This is a genomic window from Flavobacterium sp. LK-23 (assembly GCF_058135255.1).
In genome coordinates, this window is sequence record NZ_JBYUVT010000005.1 from 186,088 (window position 1) to 202,575 (window position 16,488).

Sequence of the window (16,488 nt, forward strand, 5' to 3'; positions counted from 1 at the left end):
TAAATTTATATATAGATAATTAATTCATAAATTTCCAAACAAATGAAAATTACAAAGCCTTTTCTCGTATTACTAATACTGTTATCTGCTTGCGTAAGTTTTGCTCAAAGCGGAAAAAAATTAGATAAAATTATAAAAAGAGATTATCAGATTATTGAATGTACGGTTTTAAAAATGTCTGATAAAACAGTAGAATATTCACTTCCAGGTGAGACGGTTCAGATTTCGCTAGACATTTCTCAAATTGCGAAGATCGATTTTGCAAGCGGAAGATCTCAAACCTTTGATATTTCTCCAAACGCAACAAACAGTGCTCAAAGCACATCATCATCACAACCCATAATAAGTGCGGATAAACAGCACAATACAATTGCTGTATTGCCAGTTCCTTATGTAAATGCAGATAATCAGCAAGGTTCTGAGGATATGGCAAAATTTGCTCAAAACGATTTGTACAACAAGTTATTGGATAAATCAGCTAATATTTTTCCGTTGACGGTTCAGGATTTAAGAACAACAAACAGTTTATTGCACAAGGCTGGAATTGATCATAATAACATTGACGAAACGCCAATAGAAGATCTGGAAAAAATATTAGGAGTAGATAATATTGTTGCTGCAAAAGTTTCATACACAATAGGCACGGGCACTACAGCTACGACTTATGATAGTGGAAATGCTAAAGTGAGCAACAACAATAAAAAAGTAACTACCAGCGATATTTCGACTACAACAGCAAACAACCAAACCTATTACTATTATACGGTTTATTTTGATATGTACAGAAACACAGATAAAATCTATTCTCAAACCCGTAAACCCTTGCTAGCATTAAAAGACGGATGGATGGATTCTATTTCGTATTTATTAAAAAGAAGTCCGATTTATGTAAAAAAATAATAAGTATTTCTATGCGTTGGATTGGCTAAGACCGTTCTTTACAACTTTGTAGCTTTGATACTTTGCTTTTTTGTAGCTTAGAAAAAAGGACAGTTATTTTTCTGAGTCAGATTTACTAAGATTATTCCTTACAACTTTGTAACTTTGACGCTTTGCATCTTTGTAACTCAGAAAAAATGTTTCACTTACTTGATATTATTGGGACAATGGCGTTTGCTATGTCTGGCGCTTTAACAGCAATGCACAAAAAACTAGATCCGTTTGGTGTTTTTATCATTGCATTTGTTACTGCAGTTGGTGGCGGAACGCTTCGCGATGTCTTAATTGGCAGAACTCCTGTTGGCTGGATGCGTGACATGCAATATGTGTATGTGATTATTTTAGGATTTTTTCTAGCCATTATTTTTAGAAAAAGATTTGATAAACTTCGAACCTCATTGTTTCTATTTGATACCATTGGGCTTGGGGTTTTTACTTTAATAGGTCTCGAAAGAGGACTTATAACCGGACTTCATCCAGCAATTTGTATTGCATTAGGAACAATGACTGCTTGTTTTGGCGGTGTAATTCGTGATATTTTATGTAATGAAATTCCAAACGTTTTTCGAGAAGAAATATATGCAACCATCTGTATTTTGGGTGGAATTGTTTTTTTTGGATTGCGAAAATTAAATTTAAATGACGATATCTTATATTTAGTTACTTCTCTGGTGATTATTGTGGTTCGATTAATGGCAGTTAAATACAAATGGCATTTAAAAGCATTTGATCACATGTAATTGAGTATGGCGAAATTTATCATTAAAAAATACAATCAGAAAGATTATTCGGTTTGGAACGATTTTGTTGCTCAGGCTAAAAATGCAACTTTTTTGTTTCATCGCGATTTTATGGAATACCACAAAGATAGCTTTGAAGATTTTTCGCTTTTGGTTTTTGAAGATAAAAAGTTACTTGCTATTCTTCCTGCCAATAAAAAAGAAAATGCGCTACATTCTCATCAAGGTTTAACTTATGGAGGACTGGTTTATAAAGAACAAACCAAACAAAAAGTGGTTATCGACATTTTTAGAGAGGTGTTGTTTTTTCTGAACAAAAATAATTTGGATAAATTATACTTTAAAACTCTTCCTTCCATTTATCATTTGAAACCTGCAGAAGAAATTTTATACAGTTTATTTCTGGCAGAAGCAAAGCTTGTGAGAAGAGATTCTCTTTCTGTAATTGATTTACAGCAAGAAAAAACAATTTCTAAAATTAGAAAAAGAGGACTAAAAAAGGCAATTTCCAACGAATTGATTATTAAAGAAGAGAATCAGTTTGAATTGTTTTGGAGCAAAATTCTAATTCCGAATTTAGAAAAAACACACCACGCAGCGCCAGTTCATTCGATTGATGAAATAAACAGATTAAAATCGCTTTTTTCTGAAAATATTCATCAGTTCAATATTTATAAAAATGACGAAATTGTAGGCGGAACGACGATTTTTGAAACAAAAAATGTGGCACATTGCCAGTATATTTCAAAAGATCCGGACAAAGAAGATTTAGGAAGTTTAGATTATCTTTTTCATTACCTCATTAATGAACGTTTTGCTGAAAAACGTTTTTTTGATTTCGGAATTTCAAATGAAAGTCAAGGAAAAAATCTAAACGAAGGATTAGCCTATTGGAAAGAAAGCTTTGGATCCAGCACTTTGGTCCATGATTTTTATGAAGTTGATACGGCCAATTATACTAAATTAGAAGGCATTCTTATTTAAAACAAAACAGAGATGATATCTTTTCTTAACCTTAAAAAAATAAACGAACCGTATGAAACTGCATTTCAGCAAAAACTGAAATTGGTTTTAGAAAATGGTTGGTATGTTTTAGGGAAAGAAGTGGAAGCCTTTGAAAAGGCTTTTGCTGAATATTGTCAATCTAAATATTGTATTGGGGTTGGAAACGGATTGGATGCTTTAGTTCTTATTTTTAAAGGGTATATCGAACTCGGAAAACTTAAAAAAGGAGATGAGGTTATTGTTCCAGCAAACACCTACATTGCGAGTATTTTGGCTATTCTACAAGCCGATTTAGTTCCTGTTTTGGTTGAGCCAAGATTAGAAACATACAATATAAATCCAGATTTAATTCAGGAGAAAATAACTTCAAAAACCAAAGCTATTTTAGCTGTTCATTTATACGGACAAATAGCCGAAATGGAGAGAATAAATGAAATTGCAGAAAAATACAATTTAATTGTCGTTGAAGATGCAGCACAATCTCACGGCGTAGAAAAAAATCTAAAATCTACAATCTACAATCTAAAATCAGCAATCGCCTATAGTTTTTATCCAGGAAAAAATTTAGGATGTTTGGGCGATGGCGGAGCGATTACTACAAATGATTCGGATTTGGCAAAGGTGCTTTTTTCGCTTCGAAATTATGGTTCAGAGAAAAAATATTATAACGAATACATTGGTTTGAATTCGCGATTAGACGAATTGCAGGCTGGTTTTTTAAATCTGAAATTACCCCATTTGGATTCAGATAATGATAAAAGAAGAACAGTTGCAAAACGATATTTAACTGGAATTAAAAACAAAAAAATAACATTGCCATTTTGGGATTTTTCAAACAACAATGTATTTCATTTGTTTGTTATTCGAACAGAAAATAGAAACGACTTACAAGAATATTTAACTCAAAATAATATTCAAACGGTTATTCATTATCCAATTCCGCCACATCAGCAAAAAGCTTTTCCAGAATGGAATAATCTGTCATTTCCAATTACAGAGAAAATCCATAATGAAGTTCTGAGTCTGCCAATGAGTCCAGTTTTAACCGAAGTTGAGGTTGATTTTATTATAGAAATTCTAAATCAATATTAATTTGAATTTCTATAGAAAAATAATTAAAACCAATTTGTTTAAGATTACGTCTTTAAACAGCTTGAGCGTTGCTTTAAAAATTGGAATCGGATTAATTACTTCGAAAATATTAGCCATTTTCGTTGGTCCAAGCGGAATGGCTTTGGTTGGAAATCTTCGTAATTTTTTAACTTCATTAGAAAATATTTCCACTTTAGGATTTCAAAACGGAATCGTAAAATATGCGTCTGAAAATGAGAAATCTAAAAGCGAACTTCAAAAAATAGTTTCTACAGTTTTTATCAGTTTATTGTTTATTGCGCTTCTGTTAAGCGGAATTTTATTTTTTACAGCTTCTTATTGGAATCAGAATATCTTTGGAAATAATACAGAATATTTAACTGTTTTTAAAGTCTTAGCGTTTGTTTTGCCAACCTACGGATTTTCTATTTTTTTTATTGCTGTAATCAATGGTTTGGGCAAATTTAAAAAAGTAATTTGGATTAATATCATAGGAAACATTATTGGTTTGCTGACTTCGGTTTTTCTAATTATGCAGTTTAAAACCATTGGAGCTCTAATGTCGATTGTAATTGCACCAGCGTTATTGTTTTTGGTTACCTTTTATATGATTCAGAAAGAAATTCAGTTTTTTCAAATGATTAGATTTCATTTATTTGATTTTCAAGTTCTAAAAAATCTCTCTTCTTATACGTTAATGACGGTGGTTTCATCTGTTTTTGGACCTTTTGTATTGCTTTCAATTCGAAATCATATTATTCATAATTTAGGAATCGAACAAGCAGGATATTGGGAATCAATGACCAGAATTTCGTCCTATTGTTTGATGTTTGTAAGTACTATTTTAAGTGTTTATTTTCTGCCAAAATTGTCTAAAGCAGAAAATGATTTGGAAACAAAAAATATCTTTTTGCGGTATTATAAATTCATTCTACCGATCTTTATTTTAGCCATTACTCTCATTTATTTTATGAGATTCTTTATTGTCCGATTGCTTTTTACAAAAGATTTTTTACCCGTAACCGATTTGTTTTTCTGGCAGCTTTTAGGAGATTTTTTTAAAGTTTGCGCCCTTATTTTAGGGTATCAGTTTTTTGCAAAAAAGAACACTTCAGCATTTATTGTAAGTGAGTTGTTTTCACTCACAGTTCTGTACTTTTTCTGTTTGTATTTTATTAAAATTTATGGAATTGAGGGAGTTGTAATTGGATACGCGTTGGATAATTTTATTTATTTGTTCGTGTTATGTGTTTATTTTAAGAAGACTTTGTTTAATTAACCAGTTATGCTTTTCAATACACTAAGTTTTGCGGTTTTCTTTTTAATAGTTTTTATACTTTACTGGTTTGTATTCGATAGAGATCTAAAAAAACAGAATCTTTTTTTATTACTGGCAAGTTTGTTTTTTTATAGCTGTTGGAATTTTAAATTCACTTTTCTTTTACTTTTTTCTATCGGTTTAGATTTTTATGTTGGAAAGAAAATTTACATCAATACAAAAAATATTGCGGCAAAAAAGAGATGGCTTTGGCTAAGTATAATTATTAATTTAAGCGTTTTAGGAGCCTTTAAATACTATAATTTCTTTATTGATAATTTCATAGAAATAATTACGGCATTAGGGTTTAAAGCGCATCTTTGGACTTTAAATTTAATTTTACCAATAGGAATTTCTTTCTATACTTTTCACGGACTTTCATATGTAATTGATGTTTATAAAGAAAAAATAAAACCAGTTGACAGCATAATTGAATATGCATTATTTGTGAGCTTTTTTCCTTTGTTGGTTGCTGGTCCAATAGAGCGAGCGACACATCTTTTGCCCCAGATTCAAAAAAAGAGAACTTTTAATTATGAAACAGCTATTTGCGGATTAAGACAAATTTTGTGGGGATTATTTAAGAAAGTTGTAATTGCAGATAGTTGTGCAGAGTATGTTGATTTAATTTTTGACAATCCATCTCATTATTCGGGAAGTACACTAGTTATGGGGACAATATTGTTTTCATTTCAAATTTATGGAGATTTTTCAGGATATACAGATATTGCTTTAGGAGTTTCTAGACTCTTAGGAATCGAATTGTTACAGAATTTTTCCTATCCGTATTTTGCACGCGATATTGCAGAATTTTGGAGAAAATGGCATATTTCTTTATCGAGCTGGTTTAGAGATTATGTTTACATTCCACTGGGCGGTTCAAAAAGCTCGAAATGGATACAAGTTCGCAATGTTTTTATAGTTTTTATGCTAATAGGATTTTGGCATGGCGCTAATTGGACTTTTATCATTTACGGATTTATAAATTTTCTATACATCCTTCCTTTAGTTTTGTTTAATAAAAATCGAAGAAATATCGATGTTATATCGGTCACTGGTTTTAAATCTGGCTTAAAGATTTTTTCAAGCATGATTTTTACTTTTGGATTGGTTTCATTTGCCCGCATTTTTTTTAGATCAGAAAATGTTGAAAGCGCATTCACGTACATCTCTAAAATGTTCTCACTAAGCTTATTTGAATTTCCCGAAATATTTCCCAAAATGATAATTTTAATTTTGGCTGTATTTATGTGGATAGAATGGATTGGAAGAAAAAATCTTTTTGCTATTGAAAAATTAGGTTTTCAATGGGCAAAACCATTTAGAATTGCTTTTTATTATACTTTGGTATTATTGATTCTGCTTTTTTCGGGTAAAGAATTGCAATTTATTTATTTTCAATTTTAAATGAGAAATTTTATTCGATATACTTTCCTCTTTCTATTTCCAATAGTATTGGTGCTTTTGGCTATTGAAATTTTTTACCAAATAGCACCCAATAATTACACTGTAAAAAATGAAAATTGTGCAGCAAACTATCAAAATGCAGAGGTTTTAATCTTAGGAAATTCTCATTCTTTTTATGGATTAAATCCAGTTTGTTTCGATAAGCAAACATTTAATTTGTCCAACATTAGCCAATCCATGTATTTCGATAAACTTTTATTTGATAAACATATTGATAATTTTAAGAAGGTCAAATTTCTAGTTTTAAACGTAGAATATACCAGTTTGAGTCAGCTCAAAAATACCGACGAAGATAGATGGCGAAAATATTATTATAGACATTACATGGATTTAGAAGTTCCTATAATACAAAGTTTCGATCTTAATAATTGGTTCGTCTCTGGAACAAAGAGTTTTAGTTCAAATCTTAAATTAATATCGCGCTATTTTTCTGAGAAAACCATTGTTGATTGCAATAAAAACGGGTTTGGTACAAACTATACACATCACAAAAGAGTTGCAGATATGGAAAAAAGTGCAGCAACTACAATCAAAAGACACGAAGATAATTTAACAGATTTTGCAGAAAATATTACAGCCATAGAGTCTATTATTGAAAAATGTAAAAACAAAGGAATTCAAGTGATTATAGTGACAATGCCTGTCACAAAAAATTATGCAGAAAAAGTGAATAAAGAGAAATTGAATAAGATTTTTGAAATTGCTTTGCTATTGCAAAAAACAAATTCGAATGTTTTTTATCTTAATCTATTCAGTGATCCTCGTTTTTCTAATGATGATTTTTACGATGCAGATCATTTGCATAATTTGGGAGCCAAGAAATGTTCTAAGATGGTAAACGATTTTATAAATCAGAAATCAGCTAAAACGCAATTTTAATTCTAAAGGAATATATCTTATAAAAAGCAAAAGATCTAAAGTTCTACATGCTTTCTCCATTTCAAAATGCAGTCTTTTTACAAGCGCTTTATTTTCTTCTTTTGTTTGGTTTAAGGCAATTGCTTTTCTAATAACTAAATAAGTGGATCGATTTATTTTTTTTGTTCTCGCATTAAGCTTTTTGTAAAACATATTGCCCAAAGAGTTGGCAAGTTCTCTCTTTTGAATCAACACAGAATCAATAAATTCAAAACTGTATTTCCTTGAAGTTCTAATCCAAATGTCTAAATCTTCATAGGACAAATTTTCATCGTACCCATTTAACTCTATTAAGACTTCTTTTTTAATCATTGAACTAATAGAGCAAATCATACTGCTTTGGCTTAAAATTGCTTTATAAATGTCTCCTGAAGCGGGTTTTATAATTGCTTTTTTATCAGTATCAACTTTGTAATAATAATCTAAATGCGTGCTGTCTTCAGAGATAATTTCAGCATTTCCATAAACTATTGCCAAACGTTCCATTTTAGAGTTTAAGAAAGTGCTTATTTGTTTTTCGACACAATTCGGCAATAATACATCATCTGCAGCTAGATCAATAATAAAATCACCATTTGATAATTTTAATGCCTTGTTAAAGGTTTTGGTATTGCCTAAATTGGTTTCGTTAATTATAAGTGGAGTGTGAGGATAATTCTTGTGCCATTCTTTAATTTTCTGTACAGACGAATCATTACTGCCATCATCTGCCACTATAATTTCAATATTTTTGTAAGTTTGATTTGTAATAGAAGTCAAAGCCTCTATTACGAATTTTTCGTGGTTATAGCACAAACAAATAACAGTTACTAAAGGCAGGTTGTGCATGAAAATTAAAGATTTTAAAATGAATTTATAAAATTCAAAAATAAGAATATTATAATGCTTAAGATTGTAAATTGTATTTAAAAAAGGAACTGATCTTAAAATCAGATTTTAGCCTTTTATGATTGTTTAATAAAATTGAAAATGAATATTTTGTTTGAAGAAAAAGATGTGGAAATACTAATTTCAACAATGAATAGAGATTCATTGAACTTTTTAGTTCCTATGTTTCCATCTTTTGATTATTCGAAAATTTCGATATTAGTAATCAATCAGGTTCAAAATGAAACAAAACTTAGCTCGACTAATCCCAATATAAAAGTTATAAATTCATTTGAAAAAGGACTTTCTAAAAGCCGAAACCTAGCGTTGGAAAATTCCACAGGAAAAATTCTTTTAATTTCAGATGATGATGTGATATTTCAGCAAGGATTTATCACAAAAATAATCGATGCTTATCATAAATATCCGAATGCTGCGGTTATAAAGTTTAGCGCTTTAAAACCCAATAGCAAGCCTTTAAATAAATATGTAGCCCATTCTAAAAGCAGTTTAAGCAATTTTGATATTTTGAATACAAGTTCTATCGAAATAACACTGAATAAATTTCATGTTGACTTTGGAAAACATAAATTTGATGAAAATTTTGGATTAGGAGGAATATTCGAAATGGGAGAAGAAGCTGTTTTTTTATCCAATTTAAAAAAAGACGGGAAACAACTTGTTTTTGAACCTCAAATAATTGTGGCACATAATACATTGACTTCGTCAGATAAGAAAGATGTTTTAGAGAGATACTTTATTAGTGGAGCAATGTTTACCAGGGTTTTTAGAAAGAAATATATCTTTTGGATTCTTATAAAGATCTTTTTTGATTTAAAGCAGAAGAAAATAAAAATGAATAATCTGAAAGCGATTTTTAGCAGTGCTATAAAAGGACACAAAACGTTTCAGAAAATATAAGTATTGTACTAATGAATGATAAAATACAAATAATAGCCATTCCTAAAATAGAAGAGAGAAGAGGTAATCTTTCTGTAATTGAGAATACTACTGTTCCCTTCGATATTAAAAGGGTTTATTATCTGTATGATGTGCCAGCCGGAGCCGAACGAGGAGGACATGCTCATAAAAATCTACGACAGTTTCTAGTGGCTTTAAGCGGTAGTTTTGATGTAGTTTTGAAAGATGGAAAAAAGGAACAGATTATTACCTTAAACAAACCTTATGAAGGATTATTAATTAATCCAGGAATTTGGAGAGAATTGCAGAATTTCTCTTCTGGTTCGGTTTGTCTTGTAATTGCTTCAGAAGTTTATATAGAAGAGGATTACATCAGAGAATTTGATGAATTTATTGCCTATTCTAATCGTAAATAGAAAAGTCAATTCCGCTTTGTTTTAGTTTTCTTTTTAATTTTAAAAGAGATTGTAAAATGAAAGGAAGAACGTTTAATAAAATCCTCACATTTAGAGGGATATTTTCTGGGTCAACATCTTGAAAATAAAAGTTTTTTTGGGCTTTATTTCCAGAAATATAATAATGTAACCCATATTCAATTCGATATAGATCCAGAAACTTTTTAAGAGATGGATTGTCTTTTTCGAAGATTTTGAATTGTTCAAAATTCATCAAAACCTTTGAGTTTATTTTGTTTTTAGCTAAACTATTTTCAATATTAAAATTATAGACAGCTGTTGTCTTGTTTGTTAAGGCAACAGGATATTTTATTCCTATTTTAGTCCATAATTCTAAATCTTGACCATTGGTGACTTCTGGCGTAAATCCTCCAATGTTTTCTAATATTTCTCGTGGAATAGCTAAAGAAGAAGTCCAAGTAATTCTAAAAGGCTTGTTTGAAAGAAAATAATCTTTTACAATTCCTCTAAAAGAATTGTCTATTGCATCATAATAAGGAATTTGAAAGCGGTTTTTAGAAATTCTTATTTTATGGCGTGAGCAATATAGGCCACAATTTGGATAATCACGATACAAATCTGACAACTCTTGTAGATGATTTGGGAGCCAAAAATCATCTGCATCCATAAACGCAATGAGTTTTCCTTTCGATTTTTCTATTCCAAAATTTCGGGCAGCAGAAACGCCTTGATTTTTTTGATTAAAGATTTGAATTTTCTCATCATTAAACCTGTGTACAATAACTTCACTTTCGTCAGTAGATCCATCATTCACTACAATGATTTCATAATCCGCAAAAGTCTGATCGAGAATACTATTTATAGTATTTTCAATATATTCAGCTTTATTGTATAACGGAATAACAACCGAAAAAAAGACCATAATTGATTATTTTTTTATAATGCAATAATAACCCAATCTATAAATATCAAAAAGAAAAAGCGAAGGTTTTGCGCTTAATAACTGTTTTTTAAATAAAGGTTTAAAAATCTTAAAACCAAAAGCGGTTAAAGAGACAAGATGATATTTTTTAAGGAGTTGAAAATAATGTGCCAGTTTAACGTAATCCGGAGAAATTAAATTCGAATCGATTAAATTTTTCAAACCTAAAACAGCTTCTTCAGATTTTTGCAAAAATGTTTTGCTGTCTTCTAAACCAAGATGAAAAACAGGATTGTCAATATGAAGAACCTCAATTTGATTTTGTTTTAACTCAAACGAAAACAAGGTGTCTTCATGTCTTAGATTTGGAATATTTTCGTTAAATCTGACTTTAGAAAAAATAGCTTTTTTTAGGAGAAAGTTTAAAGTTAGAAAAGAAAGATGCGGATTTTTGATGCGTTGGGAAACTGATAAAGCTTCTCTTTCCTTTCCATAAATCCATCTTAAAAGTTCCTTTTTTGCAGGTTTAGAATTTTCATATAAAATCCCTCCATAAACGATCTTTTCAGTATTGCTGATCTGAGAAATATAAGCAGAAAGAAAATCTGCATTGGCAGGAAAAGTATCTGCATCTAGGAAAAGTAAATTTTCGTAAACTGCTTTTTCAGCCAATAAATTCCTAATAGAGCTTCGTCCGATATTTTTTTCTAAAATAGAATAAGAGGCGTTTTCAAATAGATTAATTCTTTCATTTTCAATTACAAACTTTTGAGAAGCATCATCTAAAAAAATAATCTCAAAATTAATTCCACTAGAATTGCACTGCTTTACGAGTTCGCTAGCAAGCGGTAAAACATTGTAATTATAAACCGGAATTAAAATGGAAAGCATTATACGCTTCTTTGTACCACTTCGAAGATTCTTTCATCTTCGCATTTTAAGGTTTTAGATGGGAATTTCATCAATAAAGCATAATCATGAGTGGCCATAATGATAGTTTTGCCTGCAGCATTAATTGCTTTTAAAACTTCTAAAACTTCAGAACTAGTCTGAGGGTCAAGATTTCCTGTTGGTTCGTCAGCCAAGATAAATTCTGGATCGTTTAAAAGTGCTCTTGCAATCGCAACACGTTGCTGTTCTCCTCCAGAAAGCTGATGGGGCATTTTGTTTACAAAATCTTTCATGCCTACTTTATCCAAAACTTCATCAATTTTGTGTTGCATGGCTTCTTTTTCTACCCATCCTGTAGCTCTTAAAACAAAAAGCATATTGTCTTTTATGGAACGGTCTGGAAGTAGTTTAAAGTCTTGAAATACAATTCCAATTTTACGTCTTAAATACGGAATGTCGTTTTCTTTTAATGTTGCCAAATCAAATTCAACAATATGTCCTTCCCCTTCAATTAACGGTAAATCAGCATATAAAGTTTTTAGAAAGCTACTTTTTCCGGAACCAGTTTTTCCGATAATGTAAATGAACTCACCATGATTAACGTCTAGGTTAATATGAGATATAATTTTTCTTCCTTCTTGATATATAGTGACTTCTTTAAGAGATAGTACGGTTTGTGACATAATAAATTGGTTTGAATGGTAAAAGTAATAAGATAACGGTTGTATTCAAAATAAATTTCGCTGAATTCTGAATAAAATTGCTATAGAAGTGCATTTTAACAGCATCTCTATAACGGTTCCTGCTTATAATAACTTAAGAGAGCTTATATGGTTTAAAATTATTTGTTTAAGAAAGTTTGAGAACCAATAATTTGAAGTTTTACAGAGCGTAAAATAGTAGCAGTTTCATAATTTGTTCATAATAAAACCTCAAAACGTTTCGTTATAACCCTTATAAAATGATACATTTGAATACTAAATATTATTAAAATGCGTAAACTTTCCAGGTTCTTTTTATTCCAAATTTTCCTTGCTTCGACTATAGCTTCGGCACAAAAATCGGCGATTTATACGTATGAGTTAAAGGATTTTGACAAAGCACTGGCTTTATATAACGACAAACAATATGCTTCGGCACAATTGATTTTTGAAAAAGTAAAAAACAATACTACAAATGAAGAAGTACAGTCTGACTGTGCTTACTATATTGCAAATTCTGCCATAAGAACCAATAAAGCAAATGCCGATGCTCTGGTAGAACAATTTGTGAATGATTATCCAACAAGCACCAAACAAAATCAGGCTTATATTGACGCCGCGCAATTTTTCTTCGAACAAGGAAATTATCCAAAAGCTTTGCAATGGTTTGATAAAGTAGACGAAAGCTACATGAGTAAAACAGAATCGGATAAGTTTAACTTCATGAAAGGTTACAGCTATTTTAATGCTAAAAAGAAAAAAGAAGCAACTAACTATTTTAATAAAGTGGTAAATTCTAAAGAATATGGTTCTCAAGCCAAATATTATCTAGGATTTATGGCTTATGAGGGTGACGATTACAAAGAAGCAACGAAGTATTTTGATGAGGTTTCGGGTGAAGAAAAATACAAAGAAAAGCTTTCTTATTATCAAGCGGATATGAATTTCAAGTTAGGGAATTTCCAAAAAGCGATTGATTTAGGATTGGTAGCCATGAACAAATCGAACGACATTGAAAAATCAGAACTGAATAAAATTATTGGAGAAAGTTATTTCAACTTGAAGCAATACGGAAAAGCAATTCCGTATTTAGAACAATATGCGGGTAAAAAAGGAAAATGGAACAATACCGATTTCTATCAATTAGGTTATGCGTATTACGAGCAGAAAGAGTATGAAAAAGCGATTTCTCAGTTCAACAAAATTATTGAAGGAAAAGATTTTGTGGCTCAGAATGCCTATTATCATTTAGGTTTAAGCTATTTAAATACAGGCAAAAAGCAAGAAGCTTTAAACGCTTTTAAGAATGCTTCTGAAATGGATTTTAATGCGCAGATTCAAGAAGATGCTGCTTTAAATTACGCTAAATTGAGTTATGATATTGGAAACGCTTACCAAGCTGTTCCAGGTATTTTGTTGGATTTCCTTAAAAAATATCCAAATAATTCAAGCCGTGCAGAAGTAGAAAAACTTTTGGTTGATTCTTATATTTCTTCTAAAAACTACAAAGAAGCTTTGGCTTTATTAGAAAAAAATAGAACTGCTGAAAACAAAGCGGCTTACCAAAAAGTGCTTTTTTACCGCGGACTAGAATTGTACAATGAATCTAATTATCAAGAAGCGGGTAAAATGTTTAAAAGCGCGATCAGCGAGCAAAAAACTCCTGAATTTACAGCGCGTGCCACTTTCTGGAAAGCGGAAACTGAATATTTGAATGATGATATGCAAAATGCTCTTCTGACTTACAAACAGTTTGCAGGAATGGTTGCGGCAAAATCTACAGACGAATATAAAAATATCAACTATAATATTGGTTACACGTATTTTAAATTGAAAGAATACGATCAGGCAGCAAATTCTTTTCAAGCTCAAATTGACAATGCTCCTTCAGATAAAGTTCGTTTAAACGATTCTTATTTGCGTTTGGGAGATTGTCGTTTTGTAACTTCAAAATACAGCGCGGCAAATGAAGCTTATGCAAAAGCAATTGCTGCAAAAGGCGTAGATGCAGATTATGCTCAATTCCAAAAAGCACTTTCTTACGGATTTATGTCAAATAATGCTAAGAAAATAGAGGAGCTGAATAATTTTCTTCAGATGTACAAAAAGTCATCTTACCGTGATGATGCTTTATTTGAGTTAGGAAATACCTATGTTGCAGAAAAGAAAAACGATCAGGCAATAAAAACGTATGATCAATTGATCTCTGAATTTAAAGATGGATCATTCACTTCAAAAGCAATTTTAAAACAAGGTTTGATTTATTACAATTCAGATCGTGATCAGCTGGCTTTGACGAAATTTAAAAAAGTAGCTGCTGAATTCCCAAAAACGCCAGAAGCTTTAGAAGCGGTTGCAACAGCAAGATTAATTTATGTAGACTCTGGAAAAGTTGATGAATATGCAACTTGGGTTCGTACATTGGATTTCGTAGCGGTTACAGATGCAGAATTGGATAATGATACTTACGATGCGGCCTTCAAACAATACAGCCAAAACAATTCTAAGCAAGCTATTACGGGTTTTGCAGGTTATATTTCTAAATTTCCAAACGGATTGCATGCATTGGAAGCTAATTTCTATTTAGGACAGCTTACTTATGCAGAAGGTTCTGAAACAAAATCTATTGCAAATTATCAGTTTGTAATTGATCAGCCTAGAAACGAGTTTACAGAACAAGCTTTAAACAGATTGGCTCAGATTTATTTGAAAGCAAAAGATTGCGATAAGGCGATTCCAGTTCTAACAAGATTAGAAAGCGAAGCCGATTATCCTCAGAATAAAACTTTTGCTCAAGCGAACTTGATGAAGTGTTATTATGATAAAAAAGATTACGACCATTCTGTAGTTGCGGCTGAGAAAGTATTAGAAAATCCGAAATCAGACGCAGGTGTAAAAGCAGATGCTCAGATTATTGTAGCGCGTGCAGCAATGCAGACAGGAAATGAAGATAAAGCTAAAACGGCTTACGCGAAACTTTCAGCTTCATCAAAAGGAGAATTGGCTGCAGAAGCTTTGTATTATGATGCGTATTTCAAAACAAAAGAAGGAAAATATGACGCTTCTAATGTTGCTGTTCAAAAATTAGCAAAAAGCTATTCTGCCTATAAATATTACGGAGCAAAAGGTTTGGTTTTAATGGCGAAAAATTTCTACGGATTAAAAGATAGTTATCAAGCAACATATATTTTAGATAATGTAATCAACAATTTTACAGATTATCCAGATGTTGTTGAAGAAGCTAAAAAAGAATTAGCAGCAATTAAATCGGAAGAATCAAAAACAAATTCGTCGATTAATAAATAAGAATACAAGAGTATAGAATAAAGAAAATAGAAAAAAGATTTAAAGCAAAGAGAAGAAAATCTATTCTCTATTTTCTTTATTCTATTCTCTAAAAAAATAAAACAATGAGTTTACCTTTTTACATAGTTGATGTTTTTGCTGATAAAAAATATGCTGGAAATCAGTTGGCGGTTTTTATGGATGCAGAAAATTTAAGTACAGCACAAATGCAGCAGATGGCTCGCGAGATTAATTTTGCGGAAAGCACATTTGTAACCAAACTAGATAGAGAAAATAATAAAGCAGAGATTAGAATTTTTACTCCTGCTCACGAAATGCAGTTTGCAGGACATCCAATCATTGGTACATCTTGGGTTCTGATGAATAAGATTTTTGATAATTTGCCTAATGAAATTAAACTGGAAGTTCCGATCGGGCCAATTGCAATTTCTAAATCAGATGATTTGATCTGGTTAAAAGCGGCGCAGCCAAAGTTTTGGGATACTTTTTCTAAAATAGATTTTACCTTTTTCAGTAATCTGCAAGTGAGTGATTTCGAAAATCAATTTCCAATTCAGGAAGTTACAACTGGAAGCGCTTTTGTTATGGTTGGATTAAGTAGTAAAAGGGCTTTAGAAAATTTGGTTCTGGATAAAGATAAAGCTGATGAATGGATGAAACAGCACTGCAAAACAGATCATAGAGGTTTATACTTTTATTATTTAGAAGGAGAAAAACTGTTTAGCCGAATGTTGTGTGTAGAGCATAATCAGTTGGTCGAAGATGCTGCTACCGGAAGTGCCAGTACTTGTTTGCAAGCTTTTTTGCTAAAATATCATAAACCTGAATTGGAATTGACCAATCATCAGGGAGATTACATAGGCCGCCCATCTGAAATTTATTTTAACGGAAAACTAAGTGGAGATTTGTTTGATATTAGAATAGGAGGTAAAGCTCAGTTTGTGGCTAAAGGTGATTGGGAAGCTTAAGTGAGAATATAGAAAAT

Annotated in this window: 15 protein-coding genes; 11 read left to right on the forward strand and 4 right to left on the reverse strand. The window is 31.1% G+C overall.

The features are described from left to right. The first annotated feature begins 42 nt into the window (after nt 1-42). The 7 genes from AC3Y25_RS10170 (at nt 43) to AC3Y25_RS10200 (ending at nt 7,440) form a co-directional block, all read left to right on the forward strand. Nucleotides 43-900, forward strand: coding sequence for a hypothetical protein (locus AC3Y25_RS10170; RefSeq protein ID WP_427872631.1), 858 nt, complete (start codon nt 43-45; stop codon nt 898-900). Between the two features lie 176 nt (nt 901-1,076). Continuing rightward, on the forward strand, nt 1,077-1,679 hold the full coding sequence (locus AC3Y25_RS10175; protein ID WP_379797585.1) for a trimeric intracellular cation channel family protein: 603 nt from the start codon (nt 1,077-1,079) through the stop codon (nt 1,677-1,679). 6 nt (nt 1,680-1,685) lie between these two features. Beyond that, entirely contained in the window at nt 1,686-2,663 is a 978-nt protein-coding gene (locus AC3Y25_RS10180) for a GNAT family protein (protein ID WP_489902664.1), read from the forward strand. A 12-nt stretch (nt 2,664-2,675) separates the two neighbouring features. Next, nucleotides 2,676-3,776, forward strand: coding sequence for a DegT/DnrJ/EryC1/StrS family aminotransferase (locus AC3Y25_RS10185; RefSeq protein ID WP_489902665.1), 1,101 nt, complete (start codon nt 2,676-2,678; stop codon nt 3,774-3,776). 1 nt (nt 3,777) lies between these two features. Further along, nucleotides 3,778-5,055, forward strand: coding sequence for an O-antigen translocase (locus AC3Y25_RS10190; protein WP_489902666.1), 1,278 nt, complete (start codon nt 3,778-3,780; stop codon nt 5,053-5,055). 6 nt (nt 5,056-5,061) lie between these two features. After that, nucleotides 5,062-6,501 carry an MBOAT family O-acyltransferase gene (locus tag AC3Y25_RS10195; protein WP_489902667.1) on the forward strand — a complete coding sequence of 480 codons (1,440 nt, stop codon included), beginning with the start codon at nt 5,062-5,064 and terminating at the stop codon, nt 6,499-6,501. Further along, entirely contained in the window at nt 6,502-7,440 is a 939-nt protein-coding gene (locus AC3Y25_RS10200; protein ID WP_489902668.1) for a hypothetical protein, read from the forward strand. Here AC3Y25_RS10200 and AC3Y25_RS10205 read toward each other — a convergent pair. Then, nucleotides 7,420-8,307 carry a glycosyltransferase family 2 protein gene (locus AC3Y25_RS10205; protein ID WP_489902669.1) on the reverse strand — a complete coding sequence of 296 codons (888 nt, stop codon included), beginning with the start codon at nt 8,305-8,307 and terminating at the stop codon, nt 7,420-7,422. The genes AC3Y25_RS10200 and AC3Y25_RS10205 overlap by 21 nt on opposite strands. A 141-nt stretch (nt 8,308-8,448) precedes the next feature. Between AC3Y25_RS10205 and AC3Y25_RS10210 the strand changes: the two genes are divergently transcribed. Continuing rightward, on the forward strand, nt 8,449-9,267 hold the full coding sequence (locus tag AC3Y25_RS10210; protein WP_489902670.1) for a glycosyltransferase family 2 protein: 819 nt from the start codon (nt 8,449-8,451) through the stop codon (nt 9,265-9,267). An 11-nt stretch (nt 9,268-9,278) separates the two neighbouring features. Continuing rightward, nucleotides 9,279-9,683: a sugar 3,4-ketoisomerase gene (locus AC3Y25_RS10215; RefSeq protein ID WP_427872638.1), complete on the forward strand. Its 405-nt coding sequence runs from the start codon at nt 9,279-9,281 to the stop codon at nt 9,681-9,683. Here AC3Y25_RS10215 and AC3Y25_RS10220 read toward each other — a convergent pair. Genes AC3Y25_RS10220 through AC3Y25_RS10230 form a run of 3 tightly spaced genes read right to left on the reverse strand, consistent with a single transcriptional unit; the run spans nt 9,670 to nt 12,179 of the window. Further along, a complete protein-coding gene (locus AC3Y25_RS10220) occupies nt 9,670-10,605 on the reverse strand; it encodes a glycosyltransferase family 2 protein (protein WP_489902671.1) in 936 nt (311 codons plus the stop codon). The two genes, AC3Y25_RS10215 and AC3Y25_RS10220, sit on opposite strands and share 14 nt — an antisense overlap. 6 nt (nt 10,606-10,611) lie before the next feature. Next, entirely contained in the window at nt 10,612-11,496 is an 885-nt protein-coding gene (locus AC3Y25_RS10225) for a glycosyltransferase family 2 protein (protein WP_489902672.1), read from the reverse strand. Beyond that, nucleotides 11,496-12,179, reverse strand: a complete 684-nt coding sequence (locus tag AC3Y25_RS10230) for a cell division ATP-binding protein FtsE (RefSeq protein WP_248725983.1) — start codon at nt 12,177-12,179, stop codon at nt 11,496-11,498. Before AC3Y25_RS10230 ends, AC3Y25_RS10225 begins: the two co-directional genes overlap by 1 nt. Nucleotides 12,180-12,488: 309 nt before the next feature. Here AC3Y25_RS10230 and AC3Y25_RS10235 point away from each other — a divergent pair, with 309 nt between their 5' ends. Continuing rightward, nucleotides 12,489-15,503 carry a tetratricopeptide repeat protein gene (locus tag AC3Y25_RS10235; protein WP_489902673.1) on the forward strand — a complete coding sequence of 1,005 codons (3,015 nt, stop codon included), beginning with the start codon at nt 12,489-12,491 and terminating at the stop codon, nt 15,501-15,503. Nucleotides 15,504-15,607: 104 nt separating this feature from the next. Further along, nucleotides 15,608-16,471 (forward strand): PhzF family phenazine biosynthesis protein, encoded by an 864-nt coding sequence (locus AC3Y25_RS10240; protein ID WP_489902674.1) that lies wholly within the window; start codon nt 15,608-15,610, stop codon nt 16,469-16,471. Nucleotides 16,472-16,488 lie beyond the last annotated feature (17 nt).